At 71.2% G+C, this 25,757-nt stretch carries 25 protein-coding genes and 1 pseudogene; 9 read left to right on the top strand and 17 right to left on the bottom strand.

Annotated features, from left to right (window positions below):
- Window positions 1-196: 196 nt before the first annotated feature.
- The 4 genes from ABGB01_RS13710 (at window position 197) to ABGB01_RS13695 (ending at window position 2,466) form a co-directional block, all read left to right on the top strand.
- Window positions 197-445, top strand: coding sequence for a hypothetical protein (locus ABGB01_RS13710; protein WP_347773652.1), 249 nt, complete (start codon window positions 197-199; stop codon window positions 443-445).
- Between the two features lie 167 nt (window positions 446-612).
- Window positions 613-1,131 (top strand): hypothetical protein, encoded by a 519-nt coding sequence (locus tag ABGB01_RS13705; RefSeq protein ID WP_347773651.1) that lies wholly within the window; start codon window positions 613-615, stop codon window positions 1,129-1,131.
- A 67-nt stretch (window positions 1,132-1,198) separates the two neighbouring features.
- Window positions 1,199-1,609, top strand: a complete 411-nt coding sequence (locus tag ABGB01_RS13700; protein WP_347773650.1) for a cupin domain-containing protein — start codon at window positions 1,199-1,201, stop codon at window positions 1,607-1,609.
- A 2-nt stretch (window positions 1,610-1,611) separates the two neighbouring features.
- Window positions 1,612-2,466: an NAD(P)-dependent oxidoreductase gene (locus tag ABGB01_RS13695; protein ID WP_347773649.1), complete on the top strand. Its 855-nt coding sequence runs from the start codon at window positions 1,612-1,614 to the stop codon at window positions 2,464-2,466.
- Between the two features lie 174 nt (window positions 2,467-2,640).
- Here ABGB01_RS13695 and ABGB01_RS13690 read toward each other — a convergent pair whose 3' ends face one another.
- The 4 genes from ABGB01_RS13690 to ABGB01_RS13675 form a co-directional block, all read right to left on the bottom strand.
- Window positions 2,641-2,892: a hypothetical protein gene (locus ABGB01_RS13690; RefSeq protein WP_347773648.1), complete on the bottom strand. Its 252-nt coding sequence runs from the start codon at window positions 2,890-2,892 to the stop codon at window positions 2,641-2,643.
- Window positions 2,838-3,809 (bottom strand): alcohol dehydrogenase catalytic domain-containing protein, encoded by a 972-nt coding sequence (locus tag ABGB01_RS13685; RefSeq protein ID WP_347773647.1) that lies wholly within the window; start codon window positions 3,807-3,809, stop codon window positions 2,838-2,840. The genes ABGB01_RS13690 and ABGB01_RS13685 overlap by 55 nt, the downstream gene beginning before the upstream one ends.
- On the bottom strand, window positions 3,806-4,276 hold the full coding sequence (locus ABGB01_RS13680; protein ID WP_347773646.1) for a hypothetical protein: 471 nt from the start codon (window positions 4,274-4,276) through the stop codon (window positions 3,806-3,808). Before ABGB01_RS13680 ends, ABGB01_RS13685 begins: the two co-directional genes overlap by 4 nt.
- Before the next feature lie 103 nt (window positions 4,277-4,379).
- On the bottom strand, window positions 4,380-5,456 hold the full coding sequence (locus tag ABGB01_RS13675) for a hypothetical protein (protein WP_347773645.1): 1,077 nt from the start codon (window positions 5,454-5,456) through the stop codon (window positions 4,380-4,382).
- 389 nt (window positions 5,457-5,845) lie between these two features.
- Between ABGB01_RS13675 and ABGB01_RS13670 the strand changes: the two genes are divergently transcribed.
- On the top strand, window positions 5,846-6,751 hold the full coding sequence (locus ABGB01_RS13670) for a helix-turn-helix transcriptional regulator (RefSeq protein ID WP_347773644.1): 906 nt from the start codon (window positions 5,846-5,848) through the stop codon (window positions 6,749-6,751).
- A 1-nt stretch (window position 6,752) separates the two neighbouring features.
- Here the strand turns inward: ABGB01_RS13670 and ABGB01_RS13665 are convergent, their stop codons facing one another.
- The 3 genes from ABGB01_RS13665 to ABGB01_RS13655 all read right to left on the bottom strand — a co-directional run bounded on the left by ABGB01_RS13665 (window position 6,753) and on the right by ABGB01_RS13655 (window position 9,741).
- On the bottom strand, window positions 6,753-7,574 hold the full coding sequence (locus ABGB01_RS13665) for an SAM-dependent methyltransferase (RefSeq protein WP_347773643.1): 822 nt from the start codon (window positions 7,572-7,574) through the stop codon (window positions 6,753-6,755).
- A gap of 134 nt (window positions 7,575-7,708) precedes the next feature.
- The gene (locus tag ABGB01_RS13660; protein ID WP_347773642.1) at window positions 7,709-8,872 is read right to left on the bottom strand and encodes a glycosyltransferase family 4 protein; all 1,164 of its coding nucleotides are present in this window, start codon (window positions 8,870-8,872) and stop codon (window positions 7,709-7,711) included.
- Entirely contained in the window at window positions 8,869-9,741 is an 873-nt protein-coding gene (locus tag ABGB01_RS13655; RefSeq protein ID WP_347619828.1) for a sulfotransferase, read from the bottom strand. The genes ABGB01_RS13660 and ABGB01_RS13655 overlap by 4 nt, the downstream gene beginning before the upstream one ends.
- A 249-nt stretch (window positions 9,742-9,990) precedes the next feature.
- On the opposite strand from ABGB01_RS13655, the gene ABGB01_RS13650 reads away from it, so the two are divergent.
- Window positions 9,991-11,331 (top strand): acyltransferase, encoded by a 1,341-nt coding sequence (locus ABGB01_RS13650; protein ID WP_347773641.1) that lies wholly within the window; start codon window positions 9,991-9,993, stop codon window positions 11,329-11,331.
- On the opposite strand, the gene aztD is transcribed toward ABGB01_RS13650, so the two are convergent.
- Genes aztD through aztB form a run of 4 tightly spaced genes read right to left on the bottom strand, consistent with a single transcriptional unit; the run spans window position 11,315 to window position 15,421 of the window.
- Window positions 11,315-12,490 (bottom strand): zinc metallochaperone AztD, encoded by a 1,176-nt coding sequence (gene aztD / locus ABGB01_RS13645; protein WP_347773640.1) that lies wholly within the window; start codon window positions 12,488-12,490, stop codon window positions 11,315-11,317. The two genes, ABGB01_RS13650 and aztD, sit on opposite strands and share 17 nt — an antisense overlap.
- Before the next feature lie 23 nt (window positions 12,491-12,513).
- Window positions 12,514-13,428 carry a zinc ABC transporter substrate-binding protein AztC gene (aztC, locus tag ABGB01_RS13640; RefSeq protein WP_347773639.1) on the bottom strand — a complete coding sequence of 305 codons (915 nt, stop codon included), beginning with the start codon at window positions 13,426-13,428 and terminating at the stop codon, window positions 12,514-12,516.
- Window positions 13,425-14,582, bottom strand: a complete 1,158-nt coding sequence (locus ABGB01_RS13635; protein WP_347773638.1) for an ABC transporter — start codon at window positions 14,580-14,582, stop codon at window positions 13,425-13,427. The genes aztC and ABGB01_RS13635 overlap by 4 nt, the downstream gene beginning before the upstream one ends.
- On the bottom strand, window positions 14,579-15,421 hold the full coding sequence (gene aztB / locus ABGB01_RS13630) for a zinc ABC transporter permease AztB (RefSeq protein ID WP_347773637.1): 843 nt from the start codon (window positions 15,419-15,421) through the stop codon (window positions 14,579-14,581). The genes ABGB01_RS13635 and aztB overlap by 4 nt, the downstream gene beginning before the upstream one ends.
- A gap of 51 nt (window positions 15,422-15,472) precedes the next feature.
- On the opposite strand from aztB, the gene aztA reads away from it, so the two are divergent.
- Window positions 15,473-16,225, top strand: a complete 753-nt coding sequence (aztA, locus tag ABGB01_RS13625; RefSeq protein ID WP_347773636.1) for a zinc ABC transporter ATP-binding protein AztA — start codon at window positions 15,473-15,475, stop codon at window positions 16,223-16,225.
- Between the two features lie 46 nt (window positions 16,226-16,271).
- Here the strand turns inward: aztA and ABGB01_RS13620 are convergent, their stop codons facing one another.
- Window positions 16,272-17,378 carry a hypothetical protein gene (locus ABGB01_RS13620; RefSeq protein WP_347773635.1) on the bottom strand — a complete coding sequence of 369 codons (1,107 nt, stop codon included), beginning with the start codon at window positions 17,376-17,378 and terminating at the stop codon, window positions 16,272-16,274.
- A 134-nt stretch (window positions 17,379-17,512) separates the two neighbouring features.
- On the opposite strand from ABGB01_RS13620, the gene ABGB01_RS13615 reads away from it, so the two are divergent.
- On the top strand, window positions 17,513-18,523 hold the full coding sequence (locus tag ABGB01_RS13615; protein WP_347773634.1) for a LuxR C-terminal-related transcriptional regulator: 1,011 nt from the start codon (window positions 17,513-17,515) through the stop codon (window positions 18,521-18,523).
- 48 nt (window positions 18,524-18,571) lie between these two features.
- Here ABGB01_RS13615 and ABGB01_RS13610 read toward each other — a convergent pair whose 3' ends face one another.
- Entirely contained in the window at window positions 18,572-21,595 is a 3,024-nt protein-coding gene (locus ABGB01_RS13610) for a BTAD domain-containing putative transcriptional regulator (protein ID WP_347773633.1), read from the bottom strand.
- Between the two features lie 301 nt (window positions 21,596-21,896).
- Between ABGB01_RS13610 and ABGB01_RS13605 the strand changes: the two genes are divergently transcribed.
- Window positions 21,897-22,268, top strand: coding sequence for a cupin domain-containing protein (locus tag ABGB01_RS13605; protein WP_347619823.1), 372 nt, complete (start codon window positions 21,897-21,899; stop codon window positions 22,266-22,268).
- A 48-nt stretch (window positions 22,269-22,316) separates the two neighbouring features.
- On the opposite strand, the gene ABGB01_RS13600 is transcribed toward ABGB01_RS13605, so the two are convergent.
- The 4 genes and pseudogenes from ABGB01_RS13600 to ABGB01_RS13585 all read right to left on the bottom strand — a co-directional run bounded on the left by ABGB01_RS13600 (window position 22,317) and on the right by ABGB01_RS13585 (window position 25,640).
- The gene (locus ABGB01_RS13600) at window positions 22,317-23,516 is read right to left on the bottom strand and encodes a DUF1266 domain-containing protein (RefSeq protein ID WP_347773632.1); all 1,200 of its coding nucleotides are present in this window, start codon (window positions 23,514-23,516) and stop codon (window positions 22,317-22,319) included.
- A gap of 211 nt (window positions 23,517-23,727) precedes the next feature.
- Window positions 23,728-23,805: pseudogene (locus ABGB01_RS13595) on the bottom strand (transcriptional regulator); the annotation flags it as partial.
- Between the two features lie 65 nt (window positions 23,806-23,870).
- Window positions 23,871-24,689: an SAM-dependent methyltransferase gene (locus tag ABGB01_RS13590; RefSeq protein WP_347773631.1), complete on the bottom strand. Its 819-nt coding sequence runs from the start codon at window positions 24,687-24,689 to the stop codon at window positions 23,871-23,873.
- Window positions 24,690-24,884: 195 nt separating this feature from the next.
- Complete coding sequence (locus ABGB01_RS13585) at window positions 24,885-25,640, bottom strand: trypsin-like serine protease (protein WP_347773630.1); 756 nt, start codon at window positions 25,638-25,640, stop codon at window positions 24,885-24,887.
- Window positions 25,641-25,757: the final 117 nt, after the last annotated feature.

Raw genomic sequence — 25,757 nt, 5'->3', positions numbered from 1 at the left:
CTCATAGCGAAGCCCGCTGGGCCGCTGGCCTCACCCTACGGTCACTCATAGCGATATATCGAGCACATACGGTAGTGGCGCGACTTGTCCACAGGTCCCCTGGTTTCACCTCCTCCACTGGGGTAAACGCAGTGCTGAGGCCAAGCCGGGCACCCGTGCGGCGACGGCCGCCAAGCACTGTCGGCGAGGAGCCGCGATGTCACTCATCGATCCGGAATGCGTCCGTCAACTGCTGGACTCGCGCCACCAGGACGCCACGCTGGTCTACGTCCGCGGCGACTGCGTCGTGCTGCCGGCCGCCGAGGTGGACGACGCCCACCGGAGCCTGGTCATCGCCAGCCGCGACGAGGTGGCGGCCCAGTTTCCTGACGAAGGCCCGACCGACGAGACGCTGGAGGCCGTCGCGACCCGGCTGGACAACATCGTCAGAGACCTGGGCGCCTGACGCCGACGAGCCCGCCACCGCGCTGGGAGGCGGGTTGATCGCCCAGTGCCGCGAGGACCGCCGCCGGTGAGGAAGCACCCCCCGTGGTACTGGCTGGCTCCGCCGGGGGAGGAGGATCCCCCGGCGGAGGGAACTCCCGGCGGCCCGTCGCCGACAGGCTGATGGGCATGAAACGAACCATCGCGCTCGCCACCCCGATCGCCGCCCTCGCCCTGCTGGCCACCCCTGCCGGGGCTGTCACGGCCCCCGAGGCGCCCGCGTACTCCTTGCGTGGCAGCGCCTCAGGGACGCTGCCCGAGTCGTTCGGCCAGTGGGCGGGGGACAAGGTGCGCTTCACCATCGACGCCAGGAGTGACGGGGCCAGGACACGGGGCACCTTCGACGTGTTCCACGCGGGCAAGCCCGGCAAGCCGACCGTGGGCGACTTCCAGGGCAAGATCAGTTGCCTCGTCGCGGCCGACGGCATCGCGGTCGCCACCGGGGTCATCACCAAGGGTCACGTCACCATCGGCGACAAGCCGGCCATGGACGTGAGCGGCAAGAAGGTCTCCTTCACCGTGCACGACAAGGGGCGCCGCGACACCATGTTCTGGATGTGGGAGTTCCTGGGCGCGCCGATCAACGACTGCCAGGGCACGGTGCCGCTGTTCAAGCCGTCGAAGAGCAGCCTGAAGGTCAAGGGCTGACTGGTCCACTCAATCACCCCCGAACCGGTCTATGTGCGTGGTCCGATGGCCGCCTAGCCTCGGTCGTATGACGATGACGAGAAGGTCGGGGACGGTTCTGACGACCCTGGACCACCGGGTCCCGCCGTTCATCCCGCAGGGGGCGGAGATGATGACGGCGAAGGTCGAGTTGCCGCCGGGTGACCCTGGCACGCCGCCGCACCGGCACTCCGGGCCGGTCTTCGGCTACATGCTCGAAGGCGAGATGCTCTTCGAACTGGAGGGGGAGCCTGAACGGGTGATCAGGGCGGGCGAGGCGTTCTGGGAGCCCGGCGGAGACGTGATCCACTACCAGGCGGCCAACAACCTCAAGGACGCCTGGAGCCGGTTCGTGGTGGTGATGGCCGGCGTGCCGGGCGAGCCGATGCTCACCCTCGTGAACGAAGGCGAGATCGCCGCCCGCCGCGACCGCCGCGCGCCCAGGCCCGCGGAGGCATGATCATGCACGTCTTCCTTGCGGGCGCCACCGGCGTGCTCGGCCACCACGTCGTGCCGCGCCTGCTCGCCGCGGGCCACCGGGTCACGGCGCTGACCAGGGGCCGGCGACCGGTGCCTGACGGCGCCGCCGCCGTGCGCGGCGACGTCCGAGACGCGCAGGGCCTCGCCCTGGCGGTGCGCGAGGCCGCCCCCGACGTGATCATGCACCAGCTGACCGACCTGAGCGGCGGCGACCCAGCCGCGAACGCCGACCTCCGCAAAGTCGGCACCCGCAACATGGTCGACGCCGCGCTGGCCGCCGGTGTGCGCCGCATCGTGGCACAGAGCATCGCCTGGATGTACGAACCCGGTGACGCCCCCGCGGTTGAGCAGACCCCGCTCGACGCCGACGCCGAGGGCCTGCGGCGGGTCAGCGTCGACGGTGTGGTGGCGCTGGAGGACACGGTCCGCGAGCTGCCCGAATGGGTGGTGCTGAGATACGGGCTGCTGTACGGCCCCGGCACCTTCTACGAGCCCGGCGGATCGATGGCCGGGCAGGTTCGGCAGGGCGCGCTCGCGGCGGGCCGCGACGTCAGCAGCTTCGTCGAGACCGGGGATGCCGCGACGGCCGCCGTACAGGCGCTGGACTGGCCGACCGGGGCGGTGAACATCTGCGACGACCAGCCCGCGCCCGCCGCCGACTGGGTGCCCGCCTTCTGCCGGGCCGTCGGCGCCCCGCCGCCGCCCCGCCCGGACGCTCCGAGGAACCCGGCGGCGCGGGGCGCGGACAACCACTACGCCCGCAAGCACCTGGGGTGGGCGCCCGCCTATCCTTCATGGCGCGACGGTTTCGCCCGGGTGATCTCCAGAACGGACTGATCCTGGAACGCCGCCGGCTCGCCCCGGTCCACGGGGTCACGGTCCAACCGGCAGCGTGACCCCGGTCCGGCCGCGTGGCTCCACCGAGCGCGGGCGGCCGGCTCCTTACGCTGACGAGGTGGTGAGCGCGCAGAGGGTGTCCAGGGCGCGGCGCCAGTCGTGCCGGGGCGGCCGTCACGGGCGGAACACGGCCCTGACGCAGCCTTCCTGCTTCGTCTTGAACAGCTCGTAGCCCCTGGGCCCGTCCTCCAGGCGCATGGGGTGGGTGAGCAGCGGTGAGGCGTCGATCTCGCCCTTGCTCATCCGGTCGAGGATCATCGGGATGTAGCGGTGGCCGTGCTGCTGGCCGCCGCGGAGCGTCAGGCCCTTGTTCATGACCGCGCCCATCGGGAACTTGTCGACCACGCCGAGGTAGACGCCGAGCACGGACTGACGACGCCGCCCTTGCGGCAGGCGTGGATGGCCTGGCGCAGCGAGATCCCGCGGTCGGTCTGCAGGCGCAGGGCGTGCTTGACCCGGTCGTAGGCGTACTGGGCGCCGGTGCCGTGGCTCTCCATGCCGACGGCCTCGATGCACACGTCGGGCCCGCGCCCGCCGGTCAGCTCCTTGAGCGCCTCCAGCACGTCGGACTCGTCGTAGTTCAGGATCTCCGCGCCCATCTCGGCGGCCATGGCCAGCCGTTCGGGGAACCGGTCGATGACGATCACCCGGTCGGCGCCCATGCGCAGGGACGCCAGGGCCGCCATCTGGCCGACGCCGCCGCAGCCCCACACCGCGACCACGTCACCGGGCCCCACCTCGCCGAGGTCGGCGCCCATCCACCCGGTGGGTACGGCGTCCGAGGCGAACACGGCGCTCGCGTCCGGCACGTCGTCCGGCACGGGGAAGGCGTTGACGTCCGCGTACGGCACCCGTACGTACTCGGCGTGGCTGCCCGCGAAGCCGCCCAGCGCGTGGGAGTAGCCGAAGATGCCCGCCGAGGCGTGTCCGTTCGCCGTCTCCAGGAAGCCGGGGTTGGGGTTGGAGTTGTCGCACAGCGACCACAACCCCTCCTTGCAGTAGTGGCAGCGCCCGCAGCCGATGATCGAGCACACCGTCACCCGTTCGCCGACGCGCCGCTCGCGCACGTCGGGGCCGGTCTCGACCACCTCGCCGACGAACTCGTGCCCGAGCACGTCCCCGGCCATCATCGTGGGCACGTAGCCGTCCAGCAGGTGCAGGTCGGAGCCGCACGTGGAGCTCGCGGTGACCTTGACGACGGCGTCCTGCCGGTTGAGCAGCCCGGGGTCGGGGACGTCCTCGACCGCCACCTCGTTCACGCCGGTCCAGCACAGCGCCCTCATCGTGCGCCCTTCCTCGTGAGATGCCGGAACGCCGGCGTGCCGACGCGGCCGAGCGCGGTGCGGTGGCCCTCGGGTTGCCGGTCGACCAGGAGCACCTCCCCGGTTTCGAGCAGCTGCTTCAGCTTCCGTACGCGGTCGCGCGTCTCCCCGTCGGCCTCGCGTACCGCGATCTCGCTGCCCCGGCCGCCGGGGGCGGGCCTGATGCGGATCTCGTGCCGTTCGGCGATTCTGGCCAGTTCGTCGGGCCGGTCGGGGCCGGTCAGCCGGGCCGGGTCCGTCTCGACCGTGACGGTGAACCATCCGTTCGGGTTGGGCGGCGCGGAGCGTGCCGCGCGCACGATCGCCATCCCGGCCACCGCCGCCGCTCCGGCGAGGAGCACGGCCGTGCGGCCCTTACGCCGCCGAGGGCTACGGGCAGGCAGTTTCGCGCGGGCCCGGGCGGCCCGCTCTGTGCTGGACGCTTTCATGCTCCGCGGCTGCCCGGGGCCGCCCCCGGCAAACCGGCCTGGCGGAGGGACCTGATCGGCAGCACCGGCCGGTCACGGGTCCAGGCGTCAGCGTATGCAGTGCTCATGACTGAGTACGTCGGACGCCGTCGAGCACGATCCGGGTGAGCCTGGTGACCAGCGCGCACGACACGGGCGGCGCCTCGAAGCTCGCGTCCGCGTCCTCCAGCTCCAGCTTTCCGCTGGAGAGGCCGACGGTCACGTAGTGCGCGTCGTTCTTCCTGCTGTTCGTGGCCCGCCGCAGCTCCACGGAGTTCTGGCAGGACTTGGAGACCTTGTAGTCGGACCTGGAGTTGAGGGTGTAGAGGCCGTTCATGGTGAGACGCCGGTTCTTGACCTGCTCGGTCGACTTGCCGCCGGTCTGGCGCTCGTGAAGGGCCAGGCCTGAGGCGAGCGTGAGCTCCTGGTTCTTCGCCTTGTTCGCCAGCTGCAGATCGCAGCTGTACGGGCTGGAGTAGCGCACGTCGATGAGCTTGTAAGAGCGGCCGATCGCGGCGAGCAGGTCGTCCTTGCGCGCGCACGGGTCCTTGCCCATGATGCCCACCGCCCGGCCCTTCCTCGGCGGCAGCTTGAGGATCCTGTCCATGACCGCGCCGAGATACTGCTTGGCGGCGGCGCAGCGCTGCGGCCACTCCTGGCTCTCCTTGCCTCGCGGCGGGGTCTTCAACAGGTCGAGGGCGAACGCGCTGCCCTCCACGCCCTCATAAGGCACCTTGTAGTGGCAGCTGCGCTGGCTCGCGCTGTCGGTGGAGTATTCCTCGCGGTAAATCGTGCGCCCGTCGAGCTTCTCCTGCTCGGCTTCTTCCGCGTCCTTCTGCTCGAAGTGCGTGTGCAGATCGATTTTGAAGCTGTAAACGCTCTTGGACGCGTCGGAGTATCCGGTCAGGTACTGGCATTCGGTGATGCCGGATCCGCGCACGACGAGCTGCTCGGGGCCGTACTTCTTCAGCTTGGAGTGCGGCACGAGATCGCACGGGTCGGCCGCCCGCACCCGCTTGAAGTGCGTGAACAGAGGGCCGTCTCCGGCGAGGGGGTCGTTCTTCGGCTGGAGGGGCTCCTCGCTCGGGCTCTCCTCCCGGCTCTGCGCCGGGGGGTCGTCGCCCGGCCGCTCCGCCCTCCGCTGGGAGCCGAGATCGATCACGCCGCAGCCGCTCAATACAACGGCGGAGCCGAGCACGGCGGCAAGTGTTCGTACGCCTTTACTGTGATATTTCGAATTATTTTGAAATGTTGTCGAACTCATAGCGGGACGTCACGGTACAGCAAAGAGGTTCACCCCTTCAAACCGGCAACGGGTTCAGGACGGGCGCGGCCCGGAGAACGGAGAAGAAGCCCGCCGAGGTGATGATCATTTCGCGCCCGGATGATCGCTTATGGTCTCGGGTCGGCGAAGAGAGCGAAACGCATGTCCCGTATCCGGGCAATGGCGGTGTGTCGCCCGCTCGCTCCGAAATATGGTGTTTGAGGGGCGCCTGCGTGGCAGGATTGCCGGTGGGTGGCCCGGGGTGATGTGCCGAATTAGGAGCATTTATGTCGACTGCTCGCGAGATGAGCGATCCGACCGATATACCTGACAGGGATTCCCCGCAGCCCGGACCCACGGCGCTGCGCATATTGGTGGGGACTCAACTGCGCCGGCTGCGGGAGTCACGAAAGATCAGCCGCGAGAAGGCGGGATACACCATCCGCGGCTCCCATTCGAAGATCAGCCGAATGGAGGGCGGGCGCAGCAGTTTCAAGCTGCGCGACGTGGCCGACCTGCTCACCCTGTACGGCGTGGCCGACGACACCGAACGCCAGGCCCTGCTCGTCCTCGCCGAACAGGCCAACGCGGCGGGCTGGTGGCAGGACTACCGCGACACGATCCCCGACTGGTTCGAGGCCTACCTCGGGCTGGAGCAGGACGCGGCGCTGATCCGTACGCACGAGATCCAGTTCGTCCCCGGCCTGCTGCAGACGGAGGACTACGCCCGGGCGGTCTTCGTGCAGGGCCACAAGGACGAGCCCGCCGAGCTGATCGAGCGCCGCGTCGAGATGCGGATGCGCCGCCGGCGCATCCTGTCCGAGCCCGCGTCGCACAAGCTGTGGGTGATCCTGGACGAGTCGGCGCTGCACCGCCGCGTCGGCGGCGCGACGATCATGCGCGACCAGCTCCGCCACCTCGTCGAGCAGGCCGAGCTGCCGCACATCACCCTGCAGGTGATCCCGTTCAGCATCGAGGGCGCGGCCGGCGGCGTCGGCCCCGTCACCATCCTGCGCTTCGCCCAGGCGGAGCTGGACGACGTGGTCTACCTCGAACACCTCGCCGGCGCGCAGTATCTCACCAAGGACTCCGAGGTCCGCCCCTACCAGCACCTGATGAACGAGCTCAGCGTGCAGGCGCCGCCGCCGTCGGAGACCCCGGAGATCCTGCGTCAGATCATCGCCACGATGTAGCTCACCGCTTGCGGGCGACCCCGCACAGCGCGTCGACCTCTTCCATCGGGGCGAGCGGGTCGAGGTCGGGGCGCCACAGCGGCAGGGACACCACCCCGGGCTCCACGAGGTCCATGCCGTCGAAGAACGCGGCGAACCGCTCGGGGGTGCGCAGGTTGTAGGGGACGCCGCCGCCCGAGTTGTAGTCGTCCTGGGCCTGGTCGAGCGCCTCGCCGGTGACCAGGTTGACGCCGTCCCACAGGGCGAGGTAGCTGCCGGACGGCAGGGCGTCGACCAGCCCTCGCACGAGGTCGTGGGCGCCCTCCTCGTCGGTGACGTAGCCGACGATGCCCATCAGCATGAGCGCGACGGGCCGGTCGAGGTCGAGTGTCCTGGCGGCGGCGGAGACGATCGCGCCGGCGTCGCGCAGGTCGGCGTGGACGTAGTCGGTGGCGCCCTCCGGCGTGCCGACCAGGAGGGCGCGGGCGTGCGCGAGCACCAGGGGGTCGTTGTCGACGTAGACGACGCGGCAGGACGGATCGGCCCGCTGGGCGACCTCGTGGGTGTTGTCCACCGTGGGCAGCCCGGTGCCGATGTCGAGGAACTGGCGCACGCCCGCCTCGTTGACCAGATGACGCACGATGCGGGCGAGCAGGTGCCGGGAAAGCCGGGCGATGTGCACGATGTCGGGGAACGTCTGGCTGAACTGGTCGCCGGCCACGCGGTCGACGTCGTAATAGTCCTTGCCGCCGAGCCAGTAGTTCCACATCCGGGCGGCGTGCGGCACGGACGCGTCGATGCCGGACGCGGGCACGTGACCGGTGGGAGGGGTTTCACCTGTCATGAGAGGGCTGGGCTCCTTCCGGAGGGCCTTGCGGGAATCTCAACCTAGCGTCCCGCCCGCTCCGAAAGGAGATCACGCACAGAGTCGCGGCGCCGCCGGAGACGGCCGGCGCCGCACGATCCTCTCGCCGCCGGTCAGCCGGTGGCGACCGGTTCGCCGTTGCTCAGGCTGGTGAACAGGCGCTCCCACTGCGGCATCACGACCTGCGGCGTGTACGCGTTGGCGACCTCGGCGGCGGCGGCGCCCAGCCGCCGGCGCAGCGCTGGGTCGCTCATCACCCGCCTGAGCGCCGCCGACAGCGCCTCGATGTCGCGCGGCGGCACCAGCACGCCGTCCACGTCATGCGTCAGCACGTCACCGGGGCCCGTCGGGCAGTCGAAGGCGACGATCGGCAGGGCGTGACCCATCGCCTCGATCATCGCCATCGGCAGGCCCTCGATCCGCGAGCTCAGCGCGTAGACCGAGGCCTGCGACAACTCCTCGGGGATGCGGTCGCTGCGGCCCATCAGCCGGATGGTGTCACCCAGGTCGAACTCGTCGAGCCGCTGCTGCAGCCGGTCCTTCGACGGGCCCGTGCCGAAGATGCGCAGCCGCCAGTCGGGGAACTCGGGCGCGATCGCGGCGTAGGCCTTGATGAGCATGTCGAAGCCTTTTTGCGGAACCAGCCGGCCGACGGCGATCACCACCGGGCGGGTCAGATCGGAGTGCTTGCGCCCCTCCATGTCGACCGCGTTCGGGATGCGCACGACCGGGGTGCCGGGCAGCAGCGGCCGGTATTCGTTGACGCTGGTCTCCGTCAGGACCGCCACCGCGTCGAACCGGCCGTAGTGCTTGGCGATCTCCTCGCGGACCGCGCGGTGGTAGGAGCCCAGGTTCATGTGCTCCTGCGCCACCCTGATCACCTTGCGCGAGCCGCGGCGCGCGGAGATGAGGTTGAGCGCGGGCCGGGTGGTGACCAGGATGCCGTCCTGCAGGCCGGACACGTAGTCCATGACCGCGCCCTCGACCCGCTCCGTGAAGTATTCGGCGGCGAACTCGCCGTACGGCACGATCTTGCCGCGGGCACGCCGCCATACCTTGCGGGCCAGCGAGTCGGCGGCGACGCCGTCACGCTGGTCCACCAGGGCCCACACCCGCACGCGCTCGTCGATGGCGAACTGCGGACTGCTCCGCCGGCGTACGACGCTGACGATCTCGACGTCGTGACCCGCATCAGCCATCGCGTTGGCCTGGTTGACCACCGTCCGGATGGTCCCGCCCATGCCGTACGCGTGCAGCAGCATGTATCGGATCTTCACGGTAGGTACTCCCACGTCCGGCACATGGCGTGCAACACCTCGGGAATCTCCGCCGGCTCGGGCAGGTCGCGGCCCTTCTGCACGGTGCCCGAACGGATCTTGTCCTTCCAGTCGCCGAGCCCCTTGGTCACCACGTCGGGCGTGCCGTAGGAGAGCAGCTCGGGCACCCAGCCGATGCCGAGGAAGTCGCAGATCAGGCGGCTGACCTTCTCCGGGTCGGCGGTCAGCTCCTCGTAGCGCACGGTCAGGCCGGGCAGCGCCTTCCTGGCACGCTCCACCGCCTTCATGTACCGCAACGCGTCGGCCGCCGCTTCGTCCGGCGTGCGCTTGCCGGGACTGGCTTCGTGCCAGGACGTCGCGATCGAGGCGGGGTGGCGCAGCAGGAACACGAACCGGGCATCCGGCCAGCACGCGGCGAGCCGTTCGTAGGCGAAGGCGTTGGCCGGCGTCTTGTCCACGATGTACCGCTTGCCGCTGCGTACCAGCTCCCGGTGGAGCACCCGGTCCCACAGCAGGTGCTCGATGTCGGCGCGGTTGTGCCCGAGCGCCTCCATCGCCTTCTCGGCCAGGGTCGTGCCGAAGTCCACGCTCAACCGGCGTACGTGCAGCTCGTGGGGGGCGTGCAGGTCCGGGTGCGCGTTGAGCATCGACCGCAACAACGTCGAGCCGGACCGGACGGGGGAGATCACGAACACCGGGGCCTCGAGCAGGCGATCGCGGGGGTCGGACGGAGGCCTGAAAGAGGTGTCGGGGGCGGCCTTCCTGGGCCGCTCGACGACCTTCTTCGCGTTCTCCGCTTTTCCTACCCGTTCGATCCGGAATCCTGCGTACTTGGCCAGCGCGCTGTTGAACGTACGCTGCCACATCATGGTGGGCGAGGTTACCTGCCCTTTCTGTGGATTACCTGAAAATCATGCGCGAACTCGATCGTGGCTGAAGAACACGCCATCTCACGGCAAGAAATGACCATGTGTCACGCCAAGAACACGCGATGCAAACCGTATGTCGAGGAAACATCACGGCTATTACCCGTGCCCATTTCGCGTCGTTCCCGCGGGTGCCTCCCGGGTTGGGTAGATGCTCCAGCATGAAAGAGCACACGGTGCACTGAGGGCGCCATGGGAGCCATCGAGCGGGCCGCGAGAGAGCTGCGGCGCAAGGCCGAGCAGACCCCTGCCCACCGCGACCGCCACGTCGACCTCCTGCGTGCCGTCGCGATCGCGGCCGTGGTGACCGGGCACTGGCTGGTGCTCTCGGTCAGCTACAACGGCGGCCTGCACGGGGTCAACGTCCTGGACGTCGTGCCGTGGACCCGGCCGCTGACCTGGCTGTTCCAGGTCATGCCGATCTTCTTCCTGGTCGGCGGGTACGCCAACGCCGCCTCGCTCGCCGCCCACCGCCGCGAGGGCGGCGGCGCCACCGGGTGGACGCTGCGCCGTACCGACCGGCTGGTGCGGCCCACCACGATGGTGCTGGCGGTGCTCGCGGCCGCCGGCCTGGCCGCCGGGGTCGCGGGGGTCGGTCCCGAACTGGTCGGCATGGGGGTCTGGCTGGCGGGCATCCCGCTGTGGTTCCTGGTGGCGTACCTGTCGGCGGTGGTCCTGACACCGGTGATGCACGCGCTGCACCGCAGGTACGGGCTGGCCGTGCCCGTCGTGCTGGTCGTCCTCGTCGCGGCGGGCGACGTGGGCCGTCTGGTGCCCTGGATCCCTTACAGCGGCGCGGGCAACTACCTGTTCGCCTGGCTGGCGGTGCACCAGCTCGGCTTCGCCTGGCAGGACGGGCGGCTGCCGGCCCGCCCCGCCGTCGCGCTGTCCCTGGCGCTGTCCGGGCTGGCCGCCCTGGTGGGGCTCACCGTGTTCGGCCCCTATCCGGTCAGCATGGTCGGCGTGGCGGGGCAGGAGATCCAGAACACGTCCCCGCCCACCCTGGCCCTGCTGGCGCTGGCCACCGCCCAGACCGGCGTCGCGCTGCTCCTCCACGGGCCCGTCAACCGGTGGTTGCGGGGCGTACGGCAGTGGACGGCGGTCGTGGCGGTCAACTCGGTGATCATGACCCTGTTCCTGTGGCACATGACCGCCGCCGTGCTCGGCGTCCTGGCGCTCTACCCCACCGGGCTGCTGCCCCAGGCCGCCCCCGGATCCCTTCCGTGGCTGTTGTTGCGCATCCCCTGGCTCGCCGCGCTCGCACTCATCCTCGGCCTGCTCGTCGCGGTGTTCGGGAACGTGGAGCGGCGCGGCGGCCCCTGCGCGGCGCCGGGGCGCGGCGCCGCCTTCCTGACCGTGGCCGGGATGGCCGCCGTCGTGGGCGGCCTTCTCGCCGTCGCCCTGGCCGGCCCCGGCCATCACGGGCCCGCCGGGTTCCCCACGGCGGCCCTGATCGGCTATTTCGCCGGGGCCGCGCTCCTACGGCTCCTGAGAAGCGGCTTTCCCGGACGGACGTTCAGCCGGTGCCGCTGAGCTCGTTCGGGCTCTCCGGCAGGGTGGCGCTCCTGACGACCTTCCCGGACGCGAGGTCGACCGCGTGCACCTTCCTGGCCGCCGGGTCGCTCACGTAGGCGCTCCGGCCGCGGACGAAGATGGCCGGCCGCGGCTGCTGCCAGTCGATCGGCTCCTTCCACTCGCCCATGACCTCGATCGACCTGACGACCTTCGCCTCGGCGGGGTCGATGACGTGGACACGGCCGTCCGTGCCGAGCACGAGGGCCTCCCCCTGCGGCCCGCGGGCCAGGGAGCGGAAGGTGTAGCTCGTCCCGAGGTCCAGCAGCCGCATCGTGCCGGCGGCGGTGTCGATGAGCGAGACCTGCGTCGGGCGCTCCAGCTCGGCGTCGGGATCCTTCTTGTAGTCGCCGAGAACGATGGGAGAGACGTCGGAGCCCGCCTGGTTGCCGATGCGGCCGTACTCGTCGGGGCTGTCGACCTTGGTGAACTCGCCGTCCTTGTAGACGAGCACGCCGTCCTCGCAGCCGACCACGACGGCCTCGTCCCGCGCGGTGGCCTCCCCGTGGACGCCCGGGCAGTCCTCGCTGCGCGCGATCTCCTTGCGGGACCTGTCGAGGACGAGCAGGCCCGCCCGCTTCTCCTCGGTGCCGAGGGAGACGACCAGCTCGCCGTTCTCCAACTGGAGCGCCACGCCGTGGTGGGGCGCGGCCGCGGTGTAGACCTCGCCCTCGGGCAGGCCCTCGGCCAGGTCGGCGGGGTCGAAGACGGTCACCTCGCCGGTGCCGTCGGCGAACAGCACGGTGGTGCCGCCGTGCCTGACGACGTGGCCCGGCTTGCTGCCCTTGAACTCGTCGTCCTTCAGCGCCGGGGTGACGGCGTCGAGCACGCGGAACCCGGTCGCGGTGGAGACCAGCACGTGCCGCTCGTCGCCCGCGGGGTTGACCCGGTTGAACCCGGCCAGCGGGATGTCCCTGGCCAGCCGCAGGCTCTGGCCGTCGAGCACGTAGAGCCCGCCGTCGTACGTCACCACGATCGGATCCGTCACGGGCGGCTGAGGGGAGGAGGCGGTGGTGGCGGGCGGCGCGGCGCCGGGCGCCGGGGCGGGCGGCGCGGTCCCGCACGCGGCCAGCAGGGCCGCTGCGGCGATCAGTGCGGGAGCGGATGTCCTGACGGTCATGGGTGTGCCCTTTCTCTGGGGGTTCAGCGGCCGTTGAGGCCGTCGACGATGGCTTTCGTGTTGGTGCGGACCATGTCGAGGTAGGTGGTGGCGCCCGCCGTACTGCTCAGCGACTCCGAGAACAGGGGGACGACCTTGACCCGCACACCGGCTTCGGAGGCGAGCACCTGGGCGAGCCGGTCGGGCTGGGAGGAGTCGGCGAAGATCGCGTTCACCTTCGTGCGCTGGACGGCGACCTTCAGCGACTGCAGGTCCGAGGCGCTGGGGGAGGCCAGGGTGGTGCCGCTGGGGATCACCGCGCCGACGACCTCGAAGCCGTAGCGCTGCGCGAAATAGCCGAAGACATGATGGTTGGTGACCAGCTTGCGCGCGGCGGGCGGGACGGTCGCGACCTGCTCCGCCACCCAGGAGTCCAGCCGCTCGACTCGCTCGCGGTAAGCGTCGGCGGCGGCCCGCACGGCGGCCGGATCGGCGCCGTCCACGTGCGCGATGACCTGCTCGGCGATCAGGTCGACGGCCCTGGCCATGCGCCGCGGGTCGGTCCAGAAGTGGGGGTCGAGCTGCCCGGCGCTCTCGTCGCCGGCGAAGCGGAGGGGTTCGACGCCCTCGGCGACGGCCAGCGTGGGCACGCCGGCGTCCGCTGCGGCCCGTACGTTCCGCAGGACGCCCTCCTCCAGGCCGAGCCCGTTGTGGACCACGAGGTCCGCGCGTTCGATCAGCGCGGCCTCCTGGGCCGAGACGCCGAACGAGTGCGGGTCGGAGTCGGGCTTCATCAGCACGGTCACCTCGGCCCCGCCTCCGGCGATGGCACGGGTGACGTCGCCGAGGATGTTGGTGGTGACGACCACCTGAGGCCCCTGCGCGTCCTGGCCGGCGCATCCGGTCAGCGCCGCCAGCACGACGGCCGCCACGGCGCAGGCGGCCCTGCACGCCCTCATCGCCCGGTCTCCATCATGTGCGCGGGCGCGAAGCCGGGCTCGAACGTGCGGGCGTGCCTGAGGCCGTCGTTGTAGTCGATCTCGTGCACGGCCCGGCCCGCCGGGTCGTTGACGTACGCGCGGGCGGCGTCGACCTCGATGGCCGGCGCGCCGGTCAGCGGCGTGCGGAGCACCTCCGTGCCGGCCTGTTTCTTCCCGGAGCCGGGGTCGTACGCGTGCAGCGTGCCGTCACCGGTCAGGACCAGGACCGGCATCCCGTCCCCCGCGGCGTTGACCGCCACGGCAGGCCCGGTCCTGATCCGCCGCCACGTCCTGGCGGTGACGTCGAGCACCCAAACGCCCGCGTCGCCGGCCCTGGCCGCCAGGATGGTGCTGCCAGGCCGGTGCCGGAACTCCGTGGCTCGCTGGTCAGCGGGCGGCACGCGCGGGTAGGGGATCCGTACGCTCTCGAACGCGCCGTCGTCCTCGGTGACGAGCACGGCGCCGCCGGCGCAGCCGATGACGACGCCGCGCCTGGTCACCGCCGTTCCCGCCGCGTTTGTGCAGGCGCCGATGGCCGGTCCCGGCTCGCCGGCCCGCGTCACGAGCCGCACCTCGCCGCCGACGGCCACGATGACGTGCTCCGCGTACGGCACCGCCGCGGCGGCCGTGAACCTGGCGGTCTCCGCCAGCGTGCCCTTCTCCATGCGGGCGCGGTCGAGCAGCCTGACCGTGCCGTCGGAGGAGCGCACGGCGGTCACGGCGGCGTCGCCGGCGACGGTGTACGGGGGTCGCCCGCGCAGCGTGCCGAGGTCGCGGGCCGCCGCCCGGTAGTAGTGCACGTGGTCACCGTGGTCGACGGTCCACGCGCCGGTGTCGATCACCCGGAGCCCGCCCGTGGCGGTGGTGAGGTAGGCGAAGCGGCCGTCGCCGGTCACGCTCTCGACCTGCTCGACGTCGGCGACCGGTGACACCTTGCCGGTGAGCAGGTCGAGCACGCGCACGGCGCCCGCCCGGTCACCGGCCAGCAGCAGCCGCGACTGGGGCTCAGGCATCTCCTCGGCGCCCGCGACGTACCCGTGCGGGGTGCGGGCGGCCGTGCTCTGCTGCGGTTGCCGCCCGCACCCGGTCAGCAGGAGCAGCCCGGCGAGCGCCACGGCGACGGCGGCCCTCATGACGGCGCTCCCGTACGGGCCGCGAGGCGGTTCTTCATCAGGCCGGCCGCCGCGGAGACGAAGAACAGCGCCACGGCGACGGCGGCGATGGTGGCGCCCGCCGCCGTCGCCGCGTGCCACGAGACGACGAGCCCGGTCACGGTCGAGACGATCCCGAGCAGCGCCGCCCCGAGCATGATCTTCGGGATGGCCCGCGCCCACAGCGCCGCAGCGGCGGCCGGCGCGATGAGCAGCCCGAAGACCAGCAGGGTGCCGACGATGTGGAACGAGGCGACGATGGCGACCGTCACCAACCCGACCAGCAGCACCTGAGCCGCCCGCGGGCGCAGGCCGAGCGTGTGGGCCTTACGGGGATCGAACGCGAGCGCGACGAACGCCCGGTGTCCGAGCGCCGCCACCACGGCGGTGACCGCGAGCGCGACGCCCAGGCCCGCGAGGTCGTCCCCGCGGACCGCGAGCACGTCACCGAACAGGAACGCGGTCAGGTCGACGGCGAACGACCGGGAGTGGGAGACGACGATCACGCCCAGCGCCAGCATCCCGGCGAAGAGCAGGCCGATGCCGGTGTCCTGCGACAGCCGCGGCGACCTGCCGAGCACGCTCACGCCCAATGCCATCCCGGCGGCGCTGAGCAGCCCTCCGACGAGCACGTTCACCCCCGTCAGGGAGGCGAGCGCCACGCCCAGGAGCATCCCGTGGGACATCGCGTCGCCGAGGAAGGCCATGCCGCGCAGCACCACCCACGTCCCGGCGATCGCGCAGATGAGGGAGACGAGGACGCCCGCCCAGAGCGCCTGCCGGACAAAAGACACCTGAAAGGGATCAAGCAGCCAATCCATGACAGCCACACTACAATGAAAACCGTTGTCGTTTTCAAGTGGAGGTTGGTCGTGAAGCTCGGCGATGCGATAGCGATCCATGACGTCGTGGCCGGATTCGGCCGCAGGACGGTGCTGCACGGGATCTCGGCCGCACTGCCCGCCTCGGCGGTGACGGCCGTCGTCGGCCCGAACGGCTCGGGCAAGTCCACGCTGCTCGGCGTGCTCGCGGGCGTCATCAGACCGGCGCGCGGGCGGATCGAGCGCGACCGGCGGCGCCCGGGATACGTGGCTCAGCGCAGCGCGGTGCCGGACGCCCTGCCGCTCACGGTCCGCGACGCGGTGGCGATGGGCCGCTGGGCGCTACGCGGGCCGTGGCGGCGGCTGACGGCGGCCGACTGGGCGGTGGTCGACGCCTGCATGTCCCGCCTGGGCATCCTCGACCTGGCCGGGCGGCAGTTGGGCGCGCTGTCGGGAGGGCAGCGCCAGCGGGCGCTGGTCGCCCAGGGGCTGGCCCAGGAGCCGGGGCTGCTCCTGCTCGACGAGCCGGCGACAGGGCTCGACGTGGAGGCCGGCCGTCTCATCGGCGTCGTCGTCGACGAGGAGAGCGCGGGCGGTGTCACGGTGGTCCACGTCACCCACGACCTGGCCGCGGCCATGAAGGCCGGCCACTGCCTCCTCCTCGACGGTGGCCGGCTGGTCGCGCAGGGCTCTCCCGGCGAGGTCCTGACGCCGCGGGCGCTGCGGGAGGTGTTCGGCGGCTCTCATCCACAGCCTGTGGACGCCGTGACCGCGCCTCCCGCCACCCTGGAGCCGGAAGGGTGACGGGTCTCGTGCGGCGAAAGGTGCGCCGGCCTCTCTCGCGGGGCGGTCAGACCTCTTCGGCCACCCCCAGGTACATCACGCTGGAGTCGGCGGGGTTGAAGGCGATCGAGGTGACCCGGTCGTAGGCGTTGTGCTGGGTGGTGACGTGGTCACGCCAGGAGTCGTATCGGTAGATGTCGGTGCCGAGCGAGGACCAGCCGGTCCCCCACACGAAATAGAGCACGCCCGGGTCCCTCGGGTGGGCGACGAGCAGCGGCCCGTTGGGGATCGTGACGCCGTTGCCCTGGTCCACGACGGGGATGAAGCGGCGGCCTCCGTCCATCGAGCGGTAGATGTGCCGGCCGCCGGACGGCGCGCCCGCATGCAGCTCGTCGAGGTCGAGCCCCATCACGTACACGACGTTCGGCGAGGTGGGCGAGATCGCGGCGCTGAACACGTTGACCTTCCCGCCGGACGCGCTCAGCCCCTTCGCCGTCGTCCAGGTGCGCCCGCCGTTGAAGGTGACGCGGACCCCGGTGTCCGACGCGCCCAGCACGACGTGGTTGAGGTTGTGCGGGTCGAACACCGCCGTGTAGACGCTGCGCAGTTCGTCCTTCTCCCAGGCGGGCACGCCGATGGGCTGCCATGTGCGCCCGCCGTCGCGTGACTCGTGCAACTGCCCGTCGCCGTCGGCCACCCGCAACTGGTCGCCGTGGCGGCGGTGGGTGCCGAGCCCGGCCAGCCTGCCGGCCGGCGAGGTCAGCGGCGTGACCCCGTCGGTCGTCGCGAGCGAGACATGGCCGTCGCGGTCCCACGCGTAGGCCCGGTCGCCGCGGGCCGCGGTCAGCTCGACGTACGAGCCCGCCACCTGGCCCACCGGCTCCCACGTGCAGCCGGCGTCCGACGAGCGCGACAACTGGTTGTTGGCCAAGGAGAGCAAGGTGTCAGGGCGGTCGAGCGTGACAAGGCCGGTCGTGTAAACGACCGGCTCCAACGTCTTGCTGGTCGGTGTGATGGTCTTGCCTTCGTCCCGCGTGTACGTCACCGTGCCGTCGCCGGTGACCGTCTCGCAGGAGGGCTGGTGCCAGCGGCCGAAACCGTCGGCGGACGCCGGTGTCGCGGGCGACATGACCGCGAGCGCGGCCGTCAACCCGATGGCGAAAGCCTTCTTCAAAGCTGCCTCCCTGGCAGGCATGGGTGCGGAACTTCAACAGGTCCATGTCCGTCCTACCGGGAAGCGGATCCCCGGGGCCAGCTCAACGGTTGGCAGCTTTGCGACATTTCATGAATATGACATGCTTGTGGATCGTGGACCCGCATGACAACGCGCTCGCGGCGGTCGGCGTCGACGCCGAGGACGAGCAAATATACCGTGATCTGCTGCGCCGGCCGCGCGCGACGCTGCACGAGCTGGCCGCGCACACCGGGCGCACCACGGTGGCCCTGCGCCGCGCGTTCGCCCGGCTGGAGGCGCTGGGTCTGGTCAGCCGCATGGCGGGGCGCCCGATCCGGTTCCTCGCGACCCGGCCGGACGTGGCGGTCTCCGCCCTCATCTCGCGCAGAGAGGAAGGGCTGGCGCAGGCGCGGCTGGCGGCGCTGGCGATGCTCGCCGAGACCCCGCGCACGGAGAACCACTCGCCCGAGGAACTCGTCGAGGTCGTCCAGGGCCGGGCGGCCGTGGTCCAGCGGTTCACGCAGCTGCAGCAGGCCGCGACCGGGGAGATCCTGGTGCTGGACCGGCCACCGTACGCGCAGGATCCCGGCGAGCAGAACGTCGCCGAGATGGAGCGCCTCGCGCACGGCCTGCAGGTCCGCGGCATCTACGACGCCTCCGCCCTGGAGATCCCCGGCAAGCTGCGCCTCGCCCAGGAGTCGGTGGCCGCGGGCGAGCAGGCCAGGGTCAGCCCCGAGGTGCCGATGAAGCTGGCCATCGCCGACCGGCGGATCGCGATCCTGCCGCTGAGCACCGACGAGTCCGCCCATGCCGACAGCGCGGTCATCGTGCACTCCTCGACGCTGCTCGACGCGCTGGTCGCCCTGTTCGAGGTGCTGTGGAGGTCGGCGCTGCCGCTGCCGGCCAGACCGCTCGACGCGCCGTCCGGCGGCCCGGCCGACCTTCCCGACCCCGAGCTGTTCACGCTGCTGGCGGCCGGGCTCAAGGACGAGGCCGTGGCGCGCCAGCTCGGCGTGAGCCTGCGTACGGTGCACCGGCGGGTCAGCGAGATGATGGAGCGGCTCGGCGCGCGCACCCGCTTCCAGGCCGGGCTGCTCGCCGCCCGCCGCGGCTGGTGGGGCGAGGACGGCCCCCGGCACGGCTAGAGCCACCGCCCGTGGCGCGGCTGGACCCGCCGCCCTCGCCTTCTGGGCTCAGGCGGTCACGGCGAGCGCCGCCTTGACGGCCTGCTCGTGCCAGCCCGTGGCGCCGATGCCGGCGAAGATGTCCGCGGCCTGCCGGAGCCGGCCCACGCTGTCCTCGCTCTCGATGTGTCCGAGCGTGAGGAGGACGCGGCCTTCGATCATCCTGTCACCCACCTGCCGGGCGATCCGCAACGCCCGGTGCAGGTCGTCGGCGGCAGCGACCGGCTCCCCGCAGCCGAGACGAGCCTCGCCCAGCGCGTGCAGCGCGTACGCCTGGCCCACCAGGTCGTTCAGGTCGAGCGTGATGGCCAGCGCCTGCTCGCCGTCCCTGACGGCCTCGGTGTGCAGGCCTTGCCGGCGGCGGACCTCCGCCCTGCGCTTGAGCAGCTGGGCCTCGCCCACGGCGAGTTTCGTGTCGATGGCCAGCGCACGATCCAGCAGCCGCGCGGCCTCCTCCAGCCGGCCTTCGAGCATGTGCACGTGCGAGAGAAAGCCCAAGCCGTGCGCCATGGACGCGGTGTCGCCGACCTGCTCGAACAGCTCCAGCGCGCGTTCGATCTCCACCCTGCCCCCGTCGAGGTCGCCTTGGATGAGACGGACGGTGCCGAGGTGACGGAGCACGATGGCCTGGCTGGGCACGTCCTCGAGCTGCTCGAAGAGGCTGAGCGCCGCGCACAGGAACTCGGTGGCCTGCGGCAGCCGCCGCAGGACGAGGTTGAGCGAGCCGAGGGAGTAGAGCATGGCGGCCTGGCCCGGCAGGTGGGAGGCGGCACGGCAGGCCTCGAAGGCCTTGGACGCCACCGCCTGCCAGTCAGCGAAATAGGCACGAGACTCGAACAGGTGCACGTAGCTGGCCACGAGATCGCGGCTCAGGTCGGCGAGCCCCAGCTCGGCGCACTGCGACACCGCGGCGACGAGCGTCAGCCGCTCGCTCTCCAGCCACGCCAGCGGGTCGCTCAGCGACACCGCCCAGGGCGCCTCGTCGGGCAGCCATCGCGGCGCGTCGCCGCGCGGCACCTTGAGGTACCGGGTGCCGAAGTGTATCTCGCGCGCCTTCTCCGCCAGGCCGAGCAGCCCGCTGAAAGCGCGGCACAGGGCGGCCGGCGCCGCGCCGCACGGCTCCTCGGCCTCGGCCTGCTCACGGGCGAACAGGCGGATCAGATCGTGGAAGCGGTAACGCGGCTGGCCGGCCCCGTCGCTCCCGAGCGGCTGCAGCAACTGGGCGTCGACCAACTGCTCGAGCAGCTGGTCCGCCTCCTGGACCGACGTGTCCAGCAGCGCCGCCGCCAGCCAGGGCGCGAACCCGGACGGAGCCTCCACCATCGAGAGCCAGCGGAAGGCCAGGGCGGCGCGCTTCGACAGCTCGCGGCAGGACAGCTCGATGCTCGCCCTGACCTCGAAGTCGCCCCGGCTGAGCTGGTCCAGCCGGTGGTGCTCGTCGGCCAGCCGCTCGGCCATCTCGGCGAGCGACCACCGCGGCCTCGCCGTCAGCTTCGCCGCGGCGATGCGCAGCGGCAGCGGCGACCGGTCGCACAGCGTCGCCAGCCGGGTCGCCGCCTCCTGCTCGGCCGACACCCGCTCGGCCCCCACCACACGTTCGAGCAGTTCGACCGACTCCTGCTCGCTCAGGACGTCCAACGGCACCTGCAGCGCGCCGTGGCTCACGGTCAACCCCTCCAACCGGCGCCGCGAGGTGACGATCACGCAGCAGTCCGGCGTGCCGGGCAGCAGCGGGCGCACCTGCGCGGCCGACTCGGCGTTGTCCAGCAGGACCAGCACCCGCTTGCCGTCCAGGGTGCTGCGGAACAGCGCGGTCCGCTCCTCCAGCGCGGGCGGAACCGCCGCCCCCGGCACCCCGAGCGCGCGCAGGAAACGCTCGAGGACGGCCGACGGCTCCGCCGACCTCCTGTCCCGGTCGTAGCCGTGCAGGTTCGTGAACAACTGACCGTCGGGGAACCGGCCGGCCACCTCATGAGCCCACCGCAGGGCGAGCGAGGTCTTGCCCACCCCCGCGGCGCCGCTGATCACGGCGACCGGCAGGCCGTCCCGGTCCGGCCGCGTCAACCGGTCGAGCATCCGGATCTGCGGCGTACGGCCCACGAACGCGGAAACAGCGGGCGGCAACTGCGCCGGACGTACCGTGACCACCGGAACGCGCTGGTCCGCCTGAGCACCGGACGCGCCTGACCGCGCTGTGGATGTGTTGGGCTGTGCGGTGGGCGTACCGGTTGGGGCGGTGGACGTGGTGGGCGGTGGCGCGGGTGTGTCGTCGTACTCCGCGCCGGCGGGGGGCGGTCCTGCCAGGATCGCCTGCTGGAGGTCCCGCAGGGCCTGTCCCGGCTCCAGGCCGAGCTCGTCCAGCAGGTGCCGGCGCCCCTGCCGGTAGCTTTCCAGCGCGTCGGCCTGCCGTCCCGAGCGCCACAGCGCCAGCATCAGCCGCTCGCGCAGCCCTTCGCGCAGCGGGTGCTCCTCCACCAGCGCGGCCAGCCGGGCCACGGCCTCGCGGGGACGGCCGCACGCCAGCTCCGCGTCGGCCCACTCCTCGGCGATGTCGAGCCGGGCGTTCTCCAGGCCGCGGGCGGCGGCGGCGATCTCGGTGGTGTCGATCTCGGCCAGCACCGGGCCGCGCCACAGGTCGAGCGCCCGTGCCAGCGTGGCCGAAGCCTCCTCCGGCCGGCTCGCCCGCCGGGCGGCGGCGGCCTGCTGCCGCGCCTCGTGCATGTCCAGCCATACGTCGTCGGTGAGCAGGCGGTAGCCGACCCGCTCGGTGGTGATCAGCTCCGCGTCCCGGCCGGCGGTCTTGACCGCCTTGCGCAGCGTGTGTACGTGGATCGCGACCTGGTTGCGTGCCGAGCCGGGCAGGCGATCCCCCCAGATCGCCGTCACCAGCCGGTCGAGCGGCACGATCCGCCCGGCGTCCAGCAGCAGGGCGGCGAGCAGCGAGCGCGGCCGCGGGCCGCCCAGCTTGACCGGACGCCCCAGGCAGCTCGCCTCCAGCGGCCCGAGGATCCGGAATTCCATCTGCGTTGTCATGTATCCCCCGTCGACCGTTCGATTGCCGTCTCCCCCTAGCGACCGGGCCTTCATGAATCGGTTCGAAATCGCCTGTAAAGCCCGGGGCCCTAGCCTCGCACCTCGGCCTGATGTGCCGTACCGGTTACGTAACAGGGAGGCATGAAGAACTCGGGGTCGTTGTCGGCAGTGACGGTCACCGTTCCGGTTGGAAGGACGCCGGCGGCTCGGGTGACAGGGCGATTTCGGGCGAGGAGGTTTACCGGGCCCTGCGATCAGGCAGGAGGAGAGCCCGTACGAACCCGTAGAGCAGGAGCCGACCGTGCACCATTTCACCATCGCGACCGTCGCCGAGGAGAGCGCCGACTTCCGCCGCGTGTTGTGGACGGGGGAGAAGAGCCAGCTGGTGATCATGACGATCCCGCCGGGCGGCGAGATCGGCGACGAGGTCCACGAGGGCATCGACCAGATCCTGACGTTCGTCTCCGGCGTGGGCGAGGCCCGGGTGGGCGGCGAGACCAGGGAGGTACGGCAGGGCGACCTGGTGGCCGTCCCCGCCGGGACCCGGCACAACTTCGTCAACACCGGCGTGAACCCGCTGGTCCTCTACACCGTGTACGGCCCGCCGGAACACGCCGACGGGGCCGTGCACAAGACCAAGGAGGAGGCCGACCGGGCCGAGCACGCCGCCTGACCTCCGCCGCAGGCGTGTCGCCCTGTCGGCTGGGTGGGCGGAGGGGGCCTACCGGGGGGCGTCGAGGGCGAACGGGATGTTCCGCCAGGGGCTGCCGGGATCCTGGGTGAGGATGCGGTGCGGGGTGAGCGCGGAGTCGTACATGTGGCCGAAGGCCTCGTCGTCGAAGCGCAGCACGCGTCCCAGGATGTAGCCGGCGGAGAACGACTCCCACGTCTCGTACACCTGCCTGGTCAGCTCGCCGGCCTTGATCACGACCTGCTCCACCTCGAACGGCTCGGCGAAGCGGGCGCTCAGCCCCCAGCGCGCGAAGTTCACCGCCCGGCCGAAGTCGTAGCCGAGTGCCGAGGTCACGTACCCGTCGGGCGGCAGCATGCCGTCGGCGCGGAACCGGTCCTCGTAGCGGGCGATCCGCCCGATCAGCTGCATCATGGCGTCGATGCCGGGCGGGCCCATGCCCTTCTGGGCGAGCACGCCGGCCGCCGCCTGCCGCCACGTCGACGGGTCGCGGTGCGAGCCCGGGTACTGGCGGGCCAGATCGCTTCTCACCTGGAGCAGGAACTCCGGCTCGACCGGGCTGTTGCGCCCCTCCAGCAGGGCGGTGACCTGCGTCTGCCAGCCGCCGCGGTCGGTGACGCCCCAGGACTCGCGCAGGTTCTCGACGTCGCCCTCGTAGTGGGTGTAGACGTCGCCGACCTCGTTCCAGATCACCCCGTTGTGCACGGCGAGGTGCCCGCCGCAGGCCAGCCCGTGGGCGAGCGGCCCGTGCAGGGGGCCGGTGTACCTGGTGAGCAGCTGGTCGGCGTCGTGCCCGCGCTTCGGGACGCTCTTCTTGAGCGATTTCCAGTGCCGGCGTTGGCGCTTGGCGTCGTTGAAGTACGCACCCGACGGGCTCCCTGGGTTGACCAGCATCCCCTGCAGCTCGCCGCCCCACCACTCCTCGGGAGGGAAGGGCAGGCCGACCTCGCACGCGACGGCGTCGTGCCGTCTCGGGGGCAGCTCGCCCCGGGTGTAGACGACCAGGCAGTCCTTGCCCTCGGGCCCCTTCTCCGTCAGCCAGTTGACGACCAGCTTGCGGCTGTCGACGCGGTCTTTCGGCTTGTAGGAGAACGTGTCGACGCCCAGCAGGACGCTCACGTACGCGTCCCAGTCACCGCGCGACTTGGCGTCGAACAATGCCCGCTCGACGTCGGTCGGCGGCACCCAGGGCGGCCCCTGGCCCGGCGGGTTGTTGATCGGCATTCCCATGAAGGCAGACCTTAGTCAACAAACTCCCGCAAAGAGTGGAATTACCGGTCGTTCCCCGCACGACAGGGTCGACCAGCGGAAAGTCCTGGTCCCTGCCGGTCGAAGGGGCACCTCGCAGGTCATCCGGAGGGCGGGCGCCTGGTCTCGGCGTTCCGGAGCTCGGCCAGCAGCTCGTCCTGCCCGACGATCACGTCGGTGAGGATCCGGCGCGATCCAGCACCCGGATGCGTACGGGATGGCCGAGCGTACGGAAGAACTCCGCCTTGGCCTGATAAAGGGGCACAGACATGCGTCAACCTTCGTCGCCGAGCTCCACATGGCTCACGTGCGGGCTGGAGGTCGTGCGGGGGCCCGTCAGGCCTTGCGGCCGACGCCGCCGTAGAGCCACTTCGTGGCCTGCGGGGCCGGGTCGGAGGGGTCCGGGTGCCAGTTGTCGATGGTCACCAGCCCGGGCTCGACCAGGTCGAAGCCGTCGAAGAAGCGGGCGATCTCCCCGCGACCGCGGAAGAAGATCGGCGTCGGCGTCCTGGCGTAGACGGCCTCGATCTGGGCGACCGCCTCCGGCGAGTGGGTGTCGGTGGTGACATGGGTGGCCGTGAGGTGGCTGCCGGCCGGCAGGGCGTCGTGCAGCTGGCGCATGATCGGGCCGCGTTCGTCCAGGGTCAGGAAGTGCACCATGGCGATCATGAGGACGCCGACCGGCTCGTTGAAGTCGATGAGCTTGACCGTCTCGGGGTGGCCGAGCACGTCGGCGGGGCGGCGCATGTCGGCGGCGGCCACGCTGGTGTTGTCGTCGGTCGCCAGGATCGCGCGGCCGTGCTGCAGCACCACCGGGTCGTTGTCGACGTAGACCACGCGGGAGTCGGGGGCGATCTCCTGGGCGATCTGGTGGGTGTTGCCCACGGTCGGCAGGCCGGAGCCGATGTCGATGAACTGCCGGATGCCGTTGCGGGCCATGTAGCGAACGGCGCGGCGCAGGAACGCGCGGTTCTCCTGGGCGAGCTGGCGGATCTCGGGCATCGCCTTCTCGACCTGCCGCACGGCCTCCCGGTCGATCTCGAAGTTGTCCTTTCCTCCGAGGTAGTAGTCGTACATCCGGGCGACGCTCGGCCTGGTGACGTCGATGCCCGCCGGTCCGCTACGCCCCTGCTCCACCATTTCCCCGACCTCCACGGGTAGATCATTTCTTACTCAAGTTAGCGCAATCAGGTAGGGCGGGGTGTAAAGAAGGCGTCATTCGACACTGAACCCGCCCAAGACCCCGGATGGTGCGATCGTTCGCCGACGGTCACGCGCGCCGCGATCACGCGGCCCGTGTGGCGGTCACGTCGTACCAGCGCAGGGTCCTGGCGGGGCTGGGGGAAGCCGTTAGGGGAGGGTGACGTACTCGTCGAGGAAGCTCCGGGCCGTGGGGGTGTCCAGGCGGTAGTCGTAGTTGGTGCCCCGGCAGGCGTCGTCGGCTCCGCTGATCGAGGTGGCGACGAGGAGGTGCGACTCGGGGCCGCCGAGGAAGTTCGGGCCGCCGGAGTCACCGAAGCACGTGCTGCCGTCGCCTTCGGCCTTCAGCGACAGGTCGAGCCACCGGCGCGAGAGGTTCTTGAAGGAGATGGTGGCCTGGTTGCGGGTGTCCGGGTAGTGGAACCGCGGGCCGTCCTTCTTCTTCTTTACGGGGTTCAGCGAGCCGTAGCCGACGGGGGTGAAGGCCGACTTCTGCAGCTTGCCCTCGGCTTCGAGCTCGTCGAGCATCCCCTTGCGGGGGAGCTGGGCGGGTTTGATGCCTGGGATGGGCTTGTCGAAGAGGACCACGGCCATGTCGTGCAGAGCTGATTCGTCCTTGAAGCGGGGATCCGGCACATAGCGCCCGGTGTAGTACGTGGTCCCGGGCCGGTAACGGTCGGCGAAGGTGACCCTGGCGGTCTTCTGCCCGCGCTCCCCGCAGTGGGCGGCGGTGAGGAAGACGGTGGGCGCGATGAGCGTGCCGGTGCAGTAGGCCCATGAGCCGTCGGGGTGCGCCTTCTTCGCGACGAGCGCGCCCACTTCGGGGTGTGCGTTTCCGTCGGCGACACCGTTGGTGATGGCTGCTGCCGGCGCGGAGGGGCTCATGATCAGGGCAGCGAAAATCATGACAAAAAGGACGAAACGCATTACAGGAGTATAAACACCCCTGTTCCGTGTATGAAGATGAGGAAAAAAGATCTACTCATGCCGCTCCCGGCCCGGATCCGGAGCGGATCCAGGCCG

It is taken from the genome of Nonomuraea sp. B5E05, assembly GCF_039880665.1.
Taxonomy (GTDB): Bacteria; Actinomycetota; Actinomycetes; order Streptosporangiales; family Streptosporangiaceae; genus Nonomuraea.
The sequence above is the reverse complement of the archived record's forward strand: the minus strand, read 5'-3'. Positions and strand labels throughout refer to the sequence as shown.